General features: G+C 73.9%; 10 protein-coding genes. 7 read left to right on the top strand and 3 right to left on the bottom strand.

The features are described 5' to 3' along the window. The first annotated feature begins 2 nt into the window (after positions 1–2). From AW274_RS03235 to AW274_RS03220, 4 genes are all read left to right on the top strand, one after another. Positions 3–2,168 carry a DUF5682 family protein gene (locus AW274_RS03235; RefSeq protein WP_062429173.1) on the top strand — a complete coding sequence of 722 codons (2,166 nt, stop codon included), beginning with the start codon at positions 3–5 and terminating at the stop codon, positions 2,166–2,168. Continuing rightward, the gene (locus AW274_RS03230; protein WP_062429171.1) at positions 2,168–3,355 is read left to right on the top strand and encodes a VWA domain-containing protein; all 1,188 of its coding nucleotides are present in this window, start codon (positions 2,168–2,170) and stop codon (positions 3,353–3,355) included. Before AW274_RS03235 ends, AW274_RS03230 begins: the two co-directional genes overlap by 1 nt. 298 nt (positions 3,356–3,653) lie before the next feature. Further along, positions 3,654–4,988, top strand: a complete 1,335-nt coding sequence (locus tag AW274_RS03225; protein WP_232319958.1) for an MFS transporter — start codon at positions 3,654–3,656, stop codon at positions 4,986–4,988. 19 nt (positions 4,989–5,007) lie between these two features. Next, on the top strand, positions 5,008–6,009 hold the full coding sequence (locus AW274_RS03220; RefSeq protein ID WP_062429168.1) for an enolase C-terminal domain-like protein: 1,002 nt from the start codon (positions 5,008–5,010) through the stop codon (positions 6,007–6,009). Here the strand turns inward: AW274_RS03220 and AW274_RS03215 are convergent. Then, a complete protein-coding gene (locus AW274_RS03215; protein WP_062429166.1) occupies positions 6,006–7,310 on the bottom strand; it encodes an LCP family protein in 1,305 nt (434 codons plus the stop codon). The genes AW274_RS03220 and AW274_RS03215 overlap by 4 nt on opposite strands. 162 nt (positions 7,311–7,472) lie before the next feature. Here AW274_RS03215 and AW274_RS03210 point away from each other — a divergent pair, with 162 nt between their 5' ends. Then, positions 7,473–8,480, top strand: a complete 1,008-nt coding sequence (locus AW274_RS03210) for an alpha/beta hydrolase (protein ID WP_062429164.1) — start codon at positions 7,473–7,475, stop codon at positions 8,478–8,480. Here the strand turns inward: AW274_RS03210 and AW274_RS03205 are convergent. Next, positions 8,400–9,878 (bottom strand): alpha/beta hydrolase family protein, encoded by a 1,479-nt coding sequence (locus AW274_RS03205; RefSeq protein WP_062429162.1) that lies wholly within the window; start codon positions 9,876–9,878, stop codon positions 8,400–8,402. The genes AW274_RS03210 and AW274_RS03205 overlap by 81 nt on opposite strands. A 146-nt stretch (positions 9,879–10,024) precedes the next feature. Between AW274_RS03205 and AW274_RS03200 the strand changes: the two genes are divergently transcribed. Both AW274_RS03200 and AW274_RS03195 read left to right on the top strand, forming a co-directional pair. After that, a complete protein-coding gene (locus AW274_RS03200; RefSeq protein ID WP_062429160.1) occupies positions 10,025–11,116 on the top strand; it encodes an exonuclease SbcCD subunit D in 1,092 nt (363 codons plus the stop codon). After that, positions 11,116–14,973, top strand: coding sequence for an AAA family ATPase (locus AW274_RS03195; RefSeq protein ID WP_062429158.1), 3,858 nt, complete (start codon positions 11,116–11,118; stop codon positions 14,971–14,973). The genes AW274_RS03200 and AW274_RS03195 overlap by 1 nt, the downstream gene beginning before the upstream one ends. 8 nt (positions 14,974–14,981) lie before the next feature. Here the strand turns inward: AW274_RS03195 and AW274_RS03190 are convergent, their stop codons facing one another. Further along, positions 14,982–17,063 (bottom strand): thiamine pyrophosphate-dependent enzyme, encoded by a 2,082-nt coding sequence (locus tag AW274_RS03190; RefSeq protein WP_232319957.1) that lies wholly within the window; start codon positions 17,061–17,063, stop codon positions 14,982–14,984. Positions 17,064–17,164 lie beyond the last annotated feature (101 nt).

Raw genomic sequence — 17,164 nt, 5'->3', positions numbered from 1 at the left:
CGATGACCATCACCCTGCTGGGCGTCCGCCACCACGGCCCTGGTTCCGCACGCGCCGTGGTGGCCGAACTCGCCCGACTCAAGCCCGACCTCGTGCTGATCGAGGGCCCGCCGGAGGCCGACGGCCTGGTCGCCCTGGCCGCCGACCCCGGCATGGAACCGCCGGTGGCGCTGCTGGCCCACGTGCCGGGCGACCCGGCCAAGGCCGCCTTCTGGCCGTTCGCGACCTTCTCCCCCGAATGGCAGGCCCTGCGCTACGCGGCCGAGGCCGGGATCCCGGCCCGTTTCTGCGACCTCCCGGCGGCCCACTCGCTGGCCGAGAAGGAGCCCGAGGAGGGCGACGGCGACGTCACCCCGGCCCAGGTCGTCCGGGTCGACCCCATCGCCTCGCTCGCCGCGGCCGCCGGGTACGACGACCCCGAGCGCTGGTGGGAGGACGCCGTCGAGCACCGGGGCGACACCCCCTTCGAGGTCATCGCCGAGGCCATGGCGGCCGTCCGCGAGGGCTACACCCCCGACGAGCGGGAGGCCCGGCGGGAGGCGTACATGCGCCGGACCGTCCGGGTCGCGATCAAGGAGGGGTTCGGGAACATCGCGGTCGTGTGCGGCGCGTGGCACGTCCCGGCGCTGACCACGATCGGCCCGGCCGCCGCCGACGACCGGATCCTCAAGGGCCTGCCGAAGGTCAAGGCCGAGATGACCTGGGTGCCGTGGACCCACGGCCGGCTCGCCCACTGGGGCGGATACGGCGCGGGCGTCACCTCGCCCGGCTGGTACGCCCACCTGTTCGCCACCCCCGACCGCCCGGTCGAACGCTGGCTGGCCGCCGCCGCCGGGGTGCTGCGCGACGAGGGCATCCCGGTCTCCTCGGCCCACGTCATCGAGTCGGTCCGGCTGGCCCAGAGCCTGGCGGTCGTCCGCGACCGGCCGCTCGCCGGGCTCGCCGAGGTCACCGAGGCCGCCCGCGCCGTGTTGTGCGAGGGCGACGAACTGCCGGTCGAGCTGATCCAGCGGCGCATGGTCGTGGGGGAGCGGCTCGGCCACGTGCCCGACTCGACGCCGATGGTGCCGCTGCAACGGCACCTGCGCGAGGAGCAGCGGCGGCTCCGCCTCAAGCCCGAGGCGCTCGACCGGGAGCTCGAACTCGACCTGCGCAAGCCGCTCGACCTCGACCGCAGCCGCCTGCTGCACCGGCTCCGGCTGCTCAACGTCCCGTGGGGCGAGCCCCGCCACACCCGGGGCAAGGGCACGTTCAAGGAGGCGTGGGCGCTCCAGTGGCGGCCCGAGTTCGACATCTCGCTCATCGAGGCCGCGCCGCTCGGGGTGACCGTGCCGGCCGCCGCGACCGCGAGGATCGCCGAGGTGGCGGCTCGTGAGGGCGCGGCGCTGGCCGACCTGACCGGGCTCGTCGAGCGGGCGCTGCTCGCCGACCTGCCGGAATCGCTGCCGGCCGTGCTGGCCGCGATCGGCGACCGGGCCGCCGTCGACACCGACATCCGCCACCTCATGGCCGCCCTGCCCGCGCTGGTCAGGGCCCAGCGCTACGGCGACGTCCGGGGCACCCCGGCCGAGGGGCTGGCCGTGATCGCGACGTCGCTGCTGGCCCGGATCTGCGCCGGGTTGTCGGCCGCCGTGTCGGGCCTCGACGACGAGAACGCGCGCGGCATGGTCGCCCACATCGACGCCGTGACCGGCGCCTCCGCGCTGCTCGACGAGGGGCGCGAGCGCTGGCTGGGCGCGCTGCGCGGCCTCGCCGACCGGACCGGCCTGCCCGGGATCATCGAGGGCCGGATCGTCCGGATCCTGTTCGACGGCGACCGGCTCGCCGACGCCGACGCGCGCATGTCGCGGGCCGTCTCGCTGGCCCACCCGCCCGCGCGGGCGGCGGCCTGGATCGAGGGCTTCCTGTCGGGCGGCGGCCTGCTGCTGGTCCACGACCCGCGCCTGCTCGCCATGGTCGACGACTGGCTCGTGGGGCTGCGCGGCGACGCGTTCGTGGAGGTCCTGCCGCTGCTGCGGCGCACCTTCGGCTCCTTCGCGCCGCCCGAGCGGCGCTCGATCGCGAGCCGCGTCCGCTCGGGCGCGGCCACCGAGAAAGACACCGTGTACGACGACGAGCGCGCCGCCCCGGCCGTGCGCACCGTCATGGGCATCCTGGGGAGCGGCTGATGGACGTGCACGACGACGAGCGGGCCCGCCGCTGGCGGCTGGTCCTGGGCGGCGAGGCCGAGAACTGCGCCGGCGGCGGCCTCGGCGGCCTGACGGGCGACGACGCCGGCATGGACGCCGCCCTGGCCGCCCTCTACGACCTCGACGGCGACGGCGAGTCGGCGCCCCGCTCGGCCGGGCTGGGCGGTTCGGCGCCCCGGGTGTCGCGCTGGCTGGGCGACATCCGCACCTACTTCCCGTCGACGGTCGTCCAGGTCATGCAGAAGGACGCCATCGACCGCCTCGACCTGAGCCGCCTGCTCCTGGAGCCCGAGATGCTCGAGGCGGTGGAGCCCGACGTCCACCTCGTCGGCACCCTGCTGTCGCTGAACCGGGTGATGCCCGAGCAGGCCCGCGAGTCGGCCCGGGTGGTGGTCCGCAAGGTCGTCCACGAGCTCGAACGCAAGCTCCAGCACCGCACCCGCGCGGCGGTGACCGGCGCGCTCAACCGGGCCGCCCGCACCAACCGCCCCCGGCGCCCGGCCGACATCGACTGGGACCGGACCATCCGGGCCAACCTCAAGAACTACCTGCCCGACCGCAACACGGTCGTGCCGTCGCGCCTGGTCGGCTACGCCCGCAAGCAGCAGTCGGTGCAGCGCGAGGTGGTGCTGTGCATCGACCAGAGCGGCTCGATGGCCGCCTCGGTGGTCTATTCGAGCGTGTTCGGCGCGGTGCTGGCCTCGATGCGGTCGCTGAAGACGTCCCTGGTCGTCTTCGACACCGCCGTCGTCGACCTCACCGACCAGCTCCACGACCCGGTCGAGCTGCTGTTCGGCACCCAGCTCGGCGGCGGCACCGACATCAACCGCGCCATCGCCTACTCGCAGGGCCTCATCACCCGCCCGGCCAACTCGATCTTCATCCTGATCAGCGACCTCTACGAGGGCGGCGTGCGCGCCGAGATGCTCAGGCGGGTGGCCGCGATGACGGCGGCCGGCGTCCAGGTGGTCGTCCTGCTGGCCCTGTCCGACGAGGGCGCGCCCTTCTACGACCACGAGAACGCGGCCGCCCTGGCGGCGATGGGGGTCCCGGCCTTCGCCTGCACCCCCGACGCCTTCCCCGACCTCATGGCCGCCGCGATCGAACGCCGCGACCTCACCGCCTGGGCCGAACGCAACCTGGGCGAGGGCCGGCGAACCAGCTGAAAGGCGCTTTCCGTTACGGCTCCGCCCACCCCGGCCCCGCCCGCCGCCCCCGCGTCCCGCCGCATCCGGCGCCGGCCACCCGCTCCCGCCCCGCGCCGCGACGGCGGACCTGCAGACCTAGGACCACCACAACGGAGGATCACGACGATGCGAACCCCACGTCAGGGGCCCGGCCACCCCGGCGTCACCAGGTCAGAAGGGTCCAAACGGCGTCCGACCAAGGTCCCATGGCCCCTGGGGCCACGGCCCGATGCCCGGTACGCTCTCCTTCCGTAATGTCCGAATCATGGTTTCCGTCATGACATCCACGTCGCCGCCGCCGGCCGTCTTCTCGGCCCGCTACCGCGCCCTGAGCACCGGCATCACCGCGCTCATGGTCCTGGTCGCGTTCGAATACCTGGCGGTCGCGACCGCCATGCCCGAGATCGGCAAGGAGCTGCAGGGCTTCGGCCTCTACAGCCTCGCCTTCAGCGGCGCGGTCGCCGCCGCCCTCGTCGGCACGGTCGCCGGCGGCCGGTGGGGCGACGTCTCCGGCCCCGACAAGCCCCTCTGGGCCGGCCTCGGCATGTTCGTGACCGGCCTCGTCATCGCCGGGCTGGCCCCCACGATGGAGGTCTTCATCGCCGGGCGGCTGCTCCAGGGCCTGGGCGGCGGCCTGTTCAACGTGGCCGTCTACGTCCTGGTCGCGCGGGTCTACCCGGGCGCGATGCACCCGAAGGTCTTCTCGCTGCTGGCCGCCGCCTGGGTGCTGCCGTCGGTGGTCGGCCCGGCCATCACCGGCACGGTCACCGAGGCGTGGACCTGGCGGGCCGTCTTCCTGGGCGTCGCCGTGATCGCGCTCCCGGCCGCGGCGATCTTCTGGCGCGGCCTGGCCTCCCGGGAGCCCTCCACCGGCGACGGGGAGCGGGCCGACACCGGCCCGTTCGCCGCGCGGCTCGCCTGGGGCGGCGGCGCGGCCGTGGGCGCGGCGGTGCTCCAATACGGGTCGGGCGAGTCGAACTACGCGCTGATGGCGGTCGGCCTGGCCGTGCTGCTGGTCGCGCTGCCGATGCTGGTGCCGGGCGGGACCCTGCGGGCCGCCCGCGGCCTGCCGACCGTGGTCGCGCTCCGCGGCCTGAGCATGGCCGCGTTCTTCGCCGCCGAGGTCCTCGTGCCGCTGATGCTGACCAGGGAGCGCGGCCTGACGCTGACCGAGGCGGGCATCGCGCTCACCGGCGGCGCGCTGGCCTGGTCGGCCGGGTCGTGGTTGCAGGGCAAGTACCCCGGCGGCCGGGTGCTGCGGCTCTGGGCGGGCCACCTGCTGGTCGTCGCCGGGATCTCGGTGACCGCGCTGGCGTTCCTGCCGGCCGTGCCGGTGTGGGTGGCGTTCATCGGCTGGGTGGTCTGCGGGCTCGGCATCGGGATGATCTACCCGACGCTGTCGGTGCTGGTCCTGGAGCTCTCCAAGCCCGGCGAGGAGGGCAGGAACAGCGCCTCGCTCAGCGTCGGCGAGTCGGGCGTGACCGTGGTCGCGGTGGCCGTCACGGGGGCGATCCTGACCTCGACCGGGGCCTACGCCGTCTGCTTCGCCCTGCTCGTGGCGATGGCGCTGGCGGGGGCGCTGCTGTCCCGGCGTGTCACCATGGAAGCCTGAGAACGAGGGGGAGCCGTCCGTGCCGCGTGTCCGTGAGGTCGATGTGTTCCGGCTGGTCCTGCCCTACGGCAGGCGTCCGGAGAGCATCCTGGTCAAGCTCACCGATCACGGCGGGATGGCCGGGTGGGGCGAGGTCGTCCACCCCGATCCCAAGGTCTGGAGCACTCTCGAGGAGAGCCTCGCCCAGATCCTCATCGGGGTCGACTGGGAGACCCCCCACGACCTGCCCGCGCTGGGCACCGCCGCCGACATGGCCTGCTGGGATCTGGCGACCCGGATGACGGGCGTGCCGCTGGCCCACGCGATCGGCGGCACCCGCACCTCGCTCATGGCCACCGTCCGGCTGCCCGCCGTGCGGTCGCTGCAGTCGGCGGTCGACGGCGTCAACCGCTTCGTCGGGGCCGGGTACGCCCACGTCACCGTCGAGATCCACCCGGGCTGGGACGTCGAGCCGCTGCGCGCGATCCGGGCCGCCTACCCGGCGCTGGCGATCACGGTCGACGCGCGGCGGGCGTACACGGAGATCGGGCAGCTCGAATCGCTGGCCGGATACGACCTGTCGGGCATCGAGCGGCCCTGCGACGACCTCGACCTGAGCGCCGAGCTGCAGTCGCGGTTGTCCATCCCGGTCGTCGTGGAGGCCCGGTCGCTGGCCGAGCTCGACGAGGCGATCGCGGCGCGGGCCGGGCGGGCCCTCATGCTCCGGCCCTCGCTCTTCGGCTCGCTGGCCGCCGTGAAGACCGCCCACGACCGCGCCCGCCGGGCCGGCTGGGACATCACCTGCGCCGACGGCCGGGGCGCGGGCCTGGCCCGCGCGGCGACCGTCGCGGTGGCGGCCCTGCCGGGCTGCACCCTCCCGAGCGACGTGACCGAGCCCCCGAGGAACGCCCAGATCGTCGACCCGCCGGTCGGCGCGTCGGGGGGAGTGGTCGCCATCCCGCTGACCCAGCCGGGGCTGGGCCACACGGTCGACGAGGAGCGGGTCAGGCGGATGGCCCGCGACAGCTTCGCCCTTCGTTAGGGCGCACAGCCCTCGGCCAGTCGCGGGGCCTTCGGCGAGCTGCTCGACGCGCCGCCGCCGCCCGTGAGGGCCCGCGCGGCGGTGTTCCTGATCAACGTCCAGTCGGGCGAGGCGGTGCTGATCATCGGCGGGACGAACTGGATGCTCGTCACCCCGGCCTTCTTGGCCTTGGCCGCGAGCGGCACCAGGTGTTCGAGCATCGGGCCGGGAATGTCGGTCTGCAGCAGCCCCTCGGTCGCGCCCGCGATCTCGGTGAAGCGGGCCAGCACCGTGGCGGGTTCGGCCTGGGCCAGCAGGGCCGCGAACACGCACTTCTGCCGCTTCATCCGCGCGTAGTCGTCGGAGAAGGTGCGCGAGCGGGCGAACCACAACGCCTGCTCGCCGGTCAGCCTGCGGGTGCCGGCCGGGATGAGGCCCTCGTTGCGGCGGCCGTAGACGACGTTGCGGTCGACGGTCAGCTCCAGGCCGCCGATCGCGTCGATGATCTTGGCGAAGCCGCCGATGTTGACCAGCGTGTACCAGTCGACGTGCAGCCCGAGGATCTCCCCGACCGTCTCCTTGAGGGTCGCCGGGCCCATGCCGGTGCGCCCGCCGAAGATCTCGGGGTGCTGGTCGGCGTACTCCCAGACCGAGAACAGCAGGTCCTCGCGGGCGCCGTCGGGGCCGCTCGGCAGCCGGAAGCCGAAGGGGAAGTGGTTGTACATCGGGCTGCCCTCGGGGAAGCGCACCCCTTCGAGGTTGCGCGGCAGCCCGAACATGACCGTGTGGCCGGTGCGCACGTCGACGCTGGCCAGGTTGATGCTGTCGGTCCGCACCCCGACCCGGTTGCCGGCCAGGTCGCCGCCGAGCAGCAGGATGTTGACCCGGTCGCGGCCGCCGAACGGCTCACCGGCCGGCATCTCGCCCGAGCTCTTGAACAGGCCGTCGATGGTGCGCTGCGAGACGGCCGCGTAGTGGGCGGTCAGCCCGAACGGCAGCGCCGACCCGACCGCCAGCACGCCCGTCAGCACCCCGGAGATCAGCTGCCCCGGCATCGACAACCGGCCGGGCCGCAGGACGACGTAGGAGTGCACCACGAGCACGAACCAGGCCACGCCCAGCGTGCCCGACATCACCGCCAGCAGCCCGAGCCGGCCGATCAGCCGCCCGGCCAGGTCGGCCCCCGCGAGGGCCGCCACCGTGATGACCACCGCGACGCCCGACAGATAGACCGCCAGCACCGACGCGCCGGTCCGCCGCCAGCCCGCCCGCAGATGGGCCACCCCCGGGAACAGCACCGACAACGCGACCCATCCGATCACCTGACCTGGTTTCCGCACGCCCATCCCCGAAGATGCTCGATTACGTGGTCACGGACCGTGTCGCCACGATTACATTGAACCGTCCGAGGACGCCGAACGCCTTTACCTTCCAGACACCGGCGAGTTCGCGGCCGATTCACCCGGTTCGCGTACTCTGACCCCATGTCGGAGGACATCCTGGGCGCTGACTACGACGTCGTCGCCATCCCCCTTCCGCCCGACGACGAGGGCGAGGTCGTCGCGACGCTGGTCCGCCGGGTCGTGCCGGGAGCCCGCCGCGCGGTGCTCTACCTGCACGGCTTCACCGACTACTTCTTCCAGGCCCACCTGGCCGACCACTACGTCGACCAGGGCGTCTCGTTCTTCGCCCTCGACCTGCGCAAGTACGGCCGGTCGCTGCTGCCGTACCAGACGCGGGGATTCGTCCGGAGCGTCACCGAGTACTTCCCGGAGATCGACGCCGCCGTCGCGATCATCCGGGCCGACCACGACGAACTGGTCGTCAACGGGCACTCCACCGGCGGGCTGGTCGCCGCGTTGTGGGCCGACCGGGTGCGCGGCCGGGGGCTGGTCCAGGCGCTGCTGCTGAACAGCCCGTTCCTCGATCTGAACGTGCCGGTCCTGGTCAAGGGCGTCGCCGACGCGCTGAAGGGGGTGTTCGCCCGGCTGCCCGCCCGCGCGGTGCTGCCCGTGGGCGTCTCCACGGTCTACGGCGACAGCATCCACCTGTCCCGTGAAGGCGAATGGGACTACGACCTCGACTGGAAGCCCCTCGGCGGCTTCCCCGTCCACGCCGCCTGGCTGGCCGCGATCCGCCGCGCCCACCACCGGCTGCAGGGCGGCCTCAGGGTCGACGCGCCGGTGCTCGTGCTCTGCTCCGACCAGAGCCTGCGGGTCAAGGACTTCGCGCCGGAGGTGCGCAACAGCGACACCGTGCTCGACGTCGAGCAGATCGCCCGGTACGCCACCCGCATCGGACCCCGCGTCACGGTGGTCCGGGTGGCGGGCGGCGTCCACGACCTGGTGCTGTCGGCCGAACCCGTGCGCAAGCAGGTGTTCGACGAGATGGACCGCTGGCTGGCCTACGCCCTACCAGGGGAAGCCGAACAGCCCGTAGTAGGCGGCGGTGACCAGCATCAGCGCGGTGCCGCCGAGCACGCCGGTCAGTGACACCTGCTGCGACGGGGTCACCTCCCAGCCGTCGCGCAGCCCCACGAGCACGGCCCCGGTGGCGCCCACCACCTGCGCCAGCATCACCACCGCCAGCACCCGCACCACCAGCCAGCCGGCCTGCACCGCGGGCCAGGCGCCCGCCTGGTTCACCGAGAACAGCACGATCAGCATGATGAAGGCCAGCACCGAGGCGAGCAGCGCCAGGCTGGTCCAGATCATCCGCCACAACCGCCGCCGGATCGGCGGCCACACGTGGGTGTTGGTCTGGTGCCGCAGGTCACGGCCGCGCAACCGGACGAACATCTCGGTCACCGGCGCCGCGACGTAGCCGAAGGCGGCCAGGGTCAAAGTGAGGCCGAGGAAGGTGCTGGCGCCGTACCAGGGGGCGGCGGGCACGTCGGTGGCCTCGTAGCGCTGGACCGGTTTCGCGCCGGCGATCTTGACCGGCGACTGCGCCGGCACGCCGTTGATCCAGTTGGCCAGGGTCGGCAGGTAGTCGGGCACGAACGGGCCGCCGTGCCGCCGCATCGCGTGGTCGGCCCCGGCGAGGAAGCGGATCGTGTAGTTGTCGACCGGCTTGGCGTCGATGAGGGTCTGGGTGCTCTCGACGAACGGGATCGACGGGTCGCCGGTGCCGTAGAGGGCGAGGGTGGGCTGGCGCATGCCGTGGAGGGCGGGCGCGCTGTCGTACCGGAGGAAGTCGAAACCGACCCCGCCCATGGCCCGGGTCAGCAGGTCGCGCACCCCGGTCGGCGCGTGCAGCCGCAGGAGCTGCTCGTTCAGCGCCCAGGCGACCTGCCGCATCGGCGACACGTTGGGGGAGGAGACCAGCACCGTGTAGGCGATCTCGGGGTGCCGGGACGCCGCGATCGGCACCACCCAGCCGCCCTCGCTGACCCCCCACAACCCGGTGCGCGCCGGGTCGGTGGACGGCCGCTCGCGCAGCAGGTCGATCATGGTCACCGCGTCGTCGGCGAGCAGGGCGAAGTCGCGGCTGCGGAAGGAGTAGCCGTGGGTGCGCTTGTCGTAGGCGAGGGTCACGATGCCGTGCTGGGCCAGCCACTCGGCCTGGGAGGTGAACTCGCCCCGGTCGCCGGAGCCCGAACCCTGCACGAACACCATCGCCGGGAACGGGCCGGGGCCCTGCGGGGTGCGGATCGTGGTGACCAGGTTGTCGCCCTCGACCGGCACGGTGATCGTCTCGGTGGTCACCGGATAGACCGTCGCCGGAGCGCGGGTCTCGGCGGCGGGCTGGGCCGGCAGGTCGCGGAAGGCGGCCGGGGGCTCCAGGGGCGGCGGATCGAACGCGGGCGGCGGCAGGAGGTAGCCGATCACTCCGAGCAGCGCCACGAGGACGCCGGCGAGAATCGTCAGCGTGCCCCGCCCAATGGTCATCAGGCCGCTCCCCGATGGATGGTCCATATTCCGAGTCGTGCCTTCCTCCTTACGATGCCCCCTGGTCGCCAGGTTAAGTCATTACGTGATCCCGTTGTCTCAGGGGAGGCCCAATTTGTCGGTGAGACCTGTTAGCTTCGTGCGCCATGCGGCTGCTGCACACGTCCGACTGGCACCTGGGCCGGTCCTTCCACCGCGAGAGCCTGCTCTCGGCCCAGGCGGCGTTCGCCGACCACCTGGTCGAGACCGCCAGGTCCGAGCGGGTCGACGTCGTGCTGGTGGCCGGTGACGTCTACGACCGGGCGCTCCCGCCGGTCGACGCGGTGGCCCTGTTCGACGAGACGCTGCGCCGCTTACGCGGTCTCGGCGTCCACACCGTGATCATCAGCGGCAACCACGACTCGCCCGTCCGGCTCGGGTTCGGCGCCGGTCTGATGGACCGCATCCACCTGCGCACCGACCCCCACCGCGCGTGGTCCCCAATCGTCGTGAACGACGTCGCCTTCTACGGGATTCCCTACCTGGAGCCCGAGCTCGTCCGCACCCCGTGGAACCTGCCCGAGCGCACCCACACGGCCGCCATGACCCACGTCATGGACCGGGTACGTCTCGACGACGCCGCCCCCGAGAAGGTGGTGCTGGCCCACGCCTTCGTCACCGGGGGCGCGGCCAGCGACAGCGAGCGCGACATCACCGTCGGCGGGGTGGCCCACGTGCCGCTGCGGGTCTTCGACGGCGCCGCCTACACGGCCCTCGGCCACCTCCACGGCCGCCAGACCATGAGCGAGACGGTCCGCTACTCCGGCTCCCCGATCGCCTACTCCTTCTCCGAGACCGACCACGTGAAGGGGTCGTGGCTGGTCGAGCTCGGCGGCCCGATCGACTTCGTGCCCGCGCCGGTGCCGCGCCGGCTGGCCCGGCTCCGGGGCCGGATCGACGACCTGCTCGCGCTCCCGCCCTCCGACGACTGGATCCAGGCCACCCTCACCGACCCGGTCCGGCCCAAGGCCGCGATGGAGCGGCTGCGGGCCCGCTTCCCGCACACCGTCGACCTCCAGTTCGCCCCCGACGACGTGCCCGAGGCCGCGCCCGCGCGTCCCCGGCTGGCCGGGCGGCCCGAGATCGACGTGGCGCTCGACTTCGTCCGCGAGGTCCGCGGCGAGGCGGCCGACCCCGACGAGAGACGTGTGCTCGAAGAAGCCGCGATGGCCTGCCGCATCAGGGAGACGATGGCCTGATGCGCCTCCACCGGCTGACGATCTCGGCCTTCGGGTCCTTCCCCGGCACCGAGGAGGTCGACTTCGACCGGCTCGGCGAGGCCGGGCTCTTCCTGATCCACGGCCCCACGGGCGCGGGCAAGACCACCATCCTCGACGCCGTCTGCTGCGCCCTGTTCGGGGTCGTGCCCGGCCGGCGCAACGACGCCCGGTCGCTGCGCTGCGACCACGCGCCCCCGGGCCGGGGGCCGCAGGTGGTGCTGGAGACCACGATCCGGGGCCGCACCCTGCGCGTCACCCGCTCGCCCGCCTGGGCCCGGCCGAAGCTCCGGGGGCAGGGCACCACCCAGGAGCAGGCGAAGGTGATCGTCCAGGAGCTGCGCGACGGCGACTGGGCCCCGGTGACGACCCGCATCGACGAGGCCGGCGACTTCATCGGCGGCCTGCTCGGCATGAACGCCGAGCAGTTCGGCCAGGTCGTGATGTTGCCGCAGGGCGAGTTCGCCCGGTTCCTGCGCGCCTCCGGCGACGACCGCCGCAAGCTGCTGGAGCGGCTGTTCACCGTCCGGGTGTTCACCGACATGGAGAGGTGGCTCGCCGACCACCGCCGCGAGACCGGCCGGGTCGCCGAGCACCTCGCCGACGAGGTCCGCGCCCGCGCCGACCGCATGCGCGGCGCGGCCGGCCCCGAACTGGCCGCGCTCGCCGGCGAATCCGACGACCCGCTCGAATGGTCGTCGGCCCTGCTCTCCGCCGCCTCTGCCGCCGTCACCTCGGCCGAGGCGGCGGTCTCCGACGAGGCCCTCCGGCAGGCCCGCGACCGCCTGGCCGAGGCCCGCGACCTGGCCGACCGGCAGCGCCGCCACACGGCGGCCCGCATCCGCCACGACGAGCTGGAGGCCCGCGCCGACGAACGCGCCGACCTGGAGACGATCCTGGAAGAGGCCGCGTCGGCGTCCCGCGTCGTCCCGCTGCTCGACCAGCTGACCGCCCGCGAACAGACCGCGTCGACCGCCTCGGCGGCCTTCGAGTCGGGCACGTCGGGCCTCGCCGAGACCGACCACCGCCGCGCCGAACGCACCCGCCGCGACGAACTGATCCGCCTCGAGGAGGCCCTCGGCGACGAGGCCCGCCTCCACGGCGTGATCCGCGAACAGGCCTACCTCAACGCCGAGATCGCCACCCTGGAGAAGGGCCTCCGCGAGACGGCCGACCGCCTGGAGGCCGCCACCGCCGAGCTCTCCGAGGCCGAGCAGCGCCGCGCCGCCGCCGCGGTCGCCGAGGCCGCCCTGCCCGGAGCCGAGGCCGCCCGCTCGCGCGCCGCCGACCTGCTCGAAGCCGTACGCCGCCGCGACACGATCACCGCCGACCTGGCCGCCGCCATGGCCGACCGCGAGGCGGCGGGCCACCCGGCCCTGTCGGAACCGGAGCTGACCGCCCTCGAACGCGACCGCCGCGACGAACTCGCCCGCCTCGACGCCCTCGACGGCGAAGAAGCACGCCTCACCGCGCTCAGAGCCGACCGCGAGTCCGCCGAAACCGAGGCCGCCCGCCTGGCGGGCGTGGAGGCCGAACTAGCCGACCGCCTGACCACCCTGCCCGGCCTCCTGGCCGAGGCCGCCGCCCGCCTGGCGAGCAGCCGCGAACAGGCCGCGGCCCTGCCTTCGGCCCGAGCCCGCCTGGTCGCCGCCGAGGAGCGCCTCGAAGCGGTGATCCGCCGCGACGAACTCGCCGCCGACCTGGCCCTGGCCGAAGACGCCCGCCGCGTCGCCGTCGACGCCGCCCAGTCGGCCGTCGACCGCCTGCAGGAGATCCGCCAGGCCAGAATCGACGGCATGGCCGCCGAACTGGCCGCCCGCCTGGCCGAGGGCGACCCGTGCGCCGTCTGCGGCTCACCCGACCACCCGGCCCCGGCCGAGCCGTCGTCCGAGATGGCCACCGCCGACGACGAGGAGGCCGCCCAGGCGGAGGCCGACGCCGCCCAGTCGGCCAGAGAGGCGGCCGAGTCGACGGTCGCGAGCCTCGAAGGCCGCCACGAACGCGCCGCCGACACCGCCGACGGCCTGTCCCAGGCCGAAGCCGAACAGGCCCGCGAGGAGGCCCGAACCGACCTCGCGGTCGTGGAGGCCGCCGCCGCCCGCGAACCTGCCCACCGCGACGAGGTCACCCGCCTGGAAGCGGCCCTCGGCGACGTCCGCGAAGCGGAGGCAGAGACCGCCCTCGCCCTGCGGGAACTCCAGACCCGGCAGCAGACCTTCGCCGAGGAGGAAGGCCGCATCGAGGTCCGGCTGTCGGCGGCGCTCGACCCGGGCGAGACGGTCTCCTCCCGCCGCACCCGCCTGACCGCAGAGGCGATGGCGATCGGCGCGGCCCTGGCGGCCGAGACGAAGACGACCACCCTGACCGGCCTCCTCGACGAAGCACGCCGCCAGGTCGCGGCCACGACGAGGGGCACCGGCCTCGCCAGTCCTGACGGCGCCGGCTTGGGCATCGAGACCGATCCTGACGATGACCCGGTTCGTGTGGGGGGCGGTCGGGAGCTCGCGGGTGAAAAGCAGGCCGAGGCCGTCGACCTCGGGAGCGACGTCCGCCCCCTGAGGGCTGACCCTGCGGTCTGGCCCGATGTTCCGGCCGCGCAGGCCCTGCTGGCCAGAACGCGGCAGGCGGTCGAGGAGCTCGCCGCCGTTCTCGACGGCCGGCTCGCCGCCCGCGAGGCCGCCGAGCACCTGACCCGCGAGGTCGGCGAGCTGAAGGTCAAGGAGAGCGCCGACACCACGCTCCTCATGGAGACCCGCGCGGCCCGGGGCCGGTTCGCCCTCGAGGAGTCCGACCTCACGACCCGCCTCGGCCGGCTGCGCGGCGACGACGCCTCCATCTACGAGCGGGCCGAACGTCTCCGCGCCGAAGCCGAGGCCCACCGCCACGCCGCCGAGGTCTCCGAGGCCCTGACCGAGGCGCGGCGCGAACTCGCCGCCGCCAGGACCGCCGCGCTGGCCGCCGCCGTCGACGCGGGCTTCGCCGGCCTCGACGACCTGGCCGCCGCCCGCCGCACCCCCGCCGAGATCGACGAGATGGGCCGCCGCCTGCGCGAACTGGCCGCCGAACTGGCCGCCGTCGTCCGCACCCTCGCCGACCCGGAGCTGACGGCCGCCGCCGCCCAGCCCCCGCCCGACCTCCACGGTCTCCAGCAGGCCCACGACGAGGCCGACGCGGCCCGGTCGGTCCAGGTCTCCGCCCGCGACAGCGCCGTCGCCCGCCTTACCCAGCTCACGGCGCTGGCGGCCGAACTCGCCGAGGCCCAGGCCCGCCGCGCCCCGGCGGAGCGCCGCCACCGGCTGGCCCGCCGGATGGCCGAACTCGCGAACGGCACCTCGCCCGACAACCAGTGGGACATGCCGCTGTCGTCCTACGTGCTCGGCGAACGCCTCCGCCAGGTCGCCGACGCCGCCAACGAACGCCTCACCCACATGTCCGACGGCCGCTACCTGCTGCAGTACGACGTGAAGAAGACGGCAGGGCACCGGGGCCGCTCGGGCGGCGGCCTGGGCCTGCGCGTCCTCGACGCCTGGACCGGCGTCGACCGCGACCCCGCCACCCTCTCGGGCGGCGAAAGCTTCATCACGTCACTGGCCCTGGCCCTGGGCCTCGCCGACGTGGTCGCGGCCGAAGCGGGCGGCGCGGAGATCGGCACCCTCTTCGTCGACGAGGGCTTCGGCACCCTCGACGAGGAGACCCTCGACGACGTCCTCGACATCCTCGACTCCCTGCGCGAGGGAGGCCGCGCGGTCGGCGTGGTCAGCCACGTGGCCGAACTCCGGGTCCGCATCCCGGCGCAACTCCGCGTCCACAAGGGCAGAGCGGGCTCGACCCTGCGCTGAGCCGCGTGTCAGGAGAGGAGTTTGTGGGCGGCGTGCTCGATCTCCTGCTCGCTCAGCAGCACCTGTTCCGCGGCCGCGCCCAGGGGCACGAAGCTGTCCTGCGACGTCACCCGGGCGATCCGCCCCGTGAAGCCGTTGTCGATCAGCGCCGTCACGATCGCCTCCGACACGCCGCCCGTCCGGCGGGTCTCGTCGGCTATCAGGACGTTGCCGGTCAGTTCGGCCGAGCGCATCAGGTCGTCGATCGGGAGGGGGGACAACCAGCGCAGGTCGAGGACGCGGCAGCTCTTCTCCTCCTGCGTCAGCCTGACCGCCGCGCGCAGGCTCATGCGCAGGCCGTTGCCGAAGGTGACGATCGTCAGGTCGCGGCCGTCGCCGTAGGAGCGGGCGCGGCCCACCGGCACGTGGGTCTCCGCCCAGCGTGACGGCGGGGCGTAGGGGGCCAGCCAGCCGTTGTCGCCCTCGTCGAACAGGTCGCGCGTGTGGTAGAGCGCGATCGGTTCGAGGAAGACGCAGACCGTGCCCTGGGCGCGGGCGGTGGCCAGGCAGGTGCGGAGCATCGCGGCCGCGTCGTCGGGGCGGGCGGGGGCGGCGACGACCAGGCCGGGGATGTCGCGGAGGGCGGCGACGGAGTTGTCGTTGTGGAAGTGGCCGCCGAAGCCCTTCTGGTAGGCGAGGCCCGGCACCCGCACCACCAGCGGGTTCTTGTACGCGCCCTGGGAGAAGAAGCTCAGCGACGACGCCTCGCCGCGGATCTGGTCGAGGGCGTTGTGCAGGTAGGCCAGGTATTGGATCTCGGGGACCGGGGTCAGGCCCGAGACGCCCGAACCCAGGGCCAGCCCGAGGATCGCCTGTTCGTCGAGGAGGGTGTCGAAGACGCGCTCGGTGCCGAACTGGCGCACCAGGCCGCGGGTGACGCCGTAGACGCCGCCCTTGCGGGCGACGTCCTCGCCGAAGACGATCAGGCCGGGGTCGTCGAGCATCTGGTCGGCGAGGGTGCGGTTGATCGCCTGGGCCAGGGTGAGGCGGCCCTCGTCTTCGGGGAGGGTGCGGAAGAGCTCCTCGCGGCCCTTCGGGGCCTTGGCCGACTCCGTCGCGGCGCGCTGCGGGTCGCGGGGGGAGATCGGGGCCATGATCTCGTGGGGGCTGGTCAGCTTCGGGCGGCGGCCGGCTTCGGCCGCGAGCTTGAGCACGTGGTCGCGCTCGGCCTCGTACCGGGAGAGAAGACCCTCGGGGGTCTCCAGGCCGGCCTCGACCAGGAGCCGGGCGGTCGCCACGAGCGGGTCGTGCGCGAGGTCGGCGGTCATCTCGCGGCGGGTGCGGTAGCCGATCTCGACGTCGGAGCCGGCGTGGCCCATCAGGCGGACCGTCTTCAGGTGGAGGTAGGCGGGGGAGCGGTTCTCGCGCACGTGGGCCGCGGCCTTGCGCGCGGCCTCGTAGGTCTCGGCGACGTCGGAGCCGTCGGCGGTGAAGTACTCGATCAGCGACTGCCGCGACGCCTCGACCCAGCCGGGAGGGGTGCGGACGCTGATGCCGATGCCGTTGTCCTCGCAGACGAACAGGACCGGCAGCGACAGGCCCCGGTAGGCGCCGTAGGCGGCCGTGTTGAAGCCCGACAGGGCGCTGGCGTGGTTGACCGAGGCGTCGCCGAAGCTGCACACCGCGATGGAGTCGGGGGCCCACGGGCCGGGCGCGCCGAGCTGGCGGCCCCGCTCGATCGCGAACGCCACGCCGACCGCGCGCGGCAGATGGCTGGCGATCGTGGACGTCTGCGGGATCACCGCCAGGGACGGATGGCCGAAGACCTTGTGCCGCCCGCCCGCGATCGGTTCCTCGGACGAGGCGGCCAGGCCGAGCAGGATGTCGCGCAGCCCCTCGTTGGCGACCCGGCCCGCCTGCGACGACCGGGCCAGGTAGAACGCCCCCGACCGGTAGTGGAGCAGCGCCGGGTCGGTGGCCCGCACCGCCAGGGCGACGGCCGCGTTGCCCTCGTGGCCGGCCGAGCCGATCGTGTAGTAGCCCAGGTCGTTCTCGCGCATCCAGCGCGCGGCCACATCGCAGAGGCGGCTGGCCAGCTGGGCGTCGTACACCTTTCTGGCCTGTTTGCCGGTCAGTGGTGAACCTAGACGAACTGGACGCTCCGGGTCTCCCTTCTGAGCCGGGGGGCGAAGCGCCCCGACGACCTCGGCGA

This window comes from Herbidospora daliensis (assembly GCF_001570585.1).
GTDB classification, from domain to species: Bacteria; Actinomycetota; Actinomycetes; order Streptosporangiales; family Streptosporangiaceae; genus Herbidospora; species Herbidospora daliensis.
Note: the sequence above shows the minus strand (reverse complement) of the source record. Positions and strands in the feature narration are given on the sequence as shown.

Excerpts from the sequence above, each read along its gene's own strand:
- AW274_RS03235 (WP_062429173.1), top strand. The coding sequence starts at position 3 with ATGACCATCACCCTGCTGGGCGTCCGCCACCACGGCCCTGGTTCCGCA.
- AW274_RS03230 (WP_062429171.1), top strand. The coding sequence starts at position 2,168 with ATGGACGTGCACGACGACGAGCGGGCCCGCCGCTGGCGGCTGGTCCTG.
- AW274_RS03225 (WP_232319958.1), top strand. The coding sequence starts at position 3,654 with ATGACATCCACGTCGCCGCCGCCGGCCGTCTTCTCGGCCCGCTACCGC.
- AW274_RS03210 (WP_062429164.1), top strand. The coding sequence starts at position 7,473 with ATGTCGGAGGACATCCTGGGCGCTGACTACGACGTCGTCGCCATCCCC.
- AW274_RS03205 (WP_062429162.1), bottom strand. The coding sequence starts at position 9,878 with ATGACCATTGGGCGGGGCACGCTGACGATTCTCGCCGGCGTCCTCGTG.
- AW274_RS03200 (WP_062429160.1), top strand. The coding sequence starts at position 10,025 with ATGCGGCTGCTGCACACGTCCGACTGGCACCTGGGCCGGTCCTTCCAC.
- AW274_RS03195 (WP_062429158.1), top strand. The coding sequence starts at position 11,116 with ATGCGCCTCCACCGGCTGACGATCTCGGCCTTCGGGTCCTTCCCCGGC.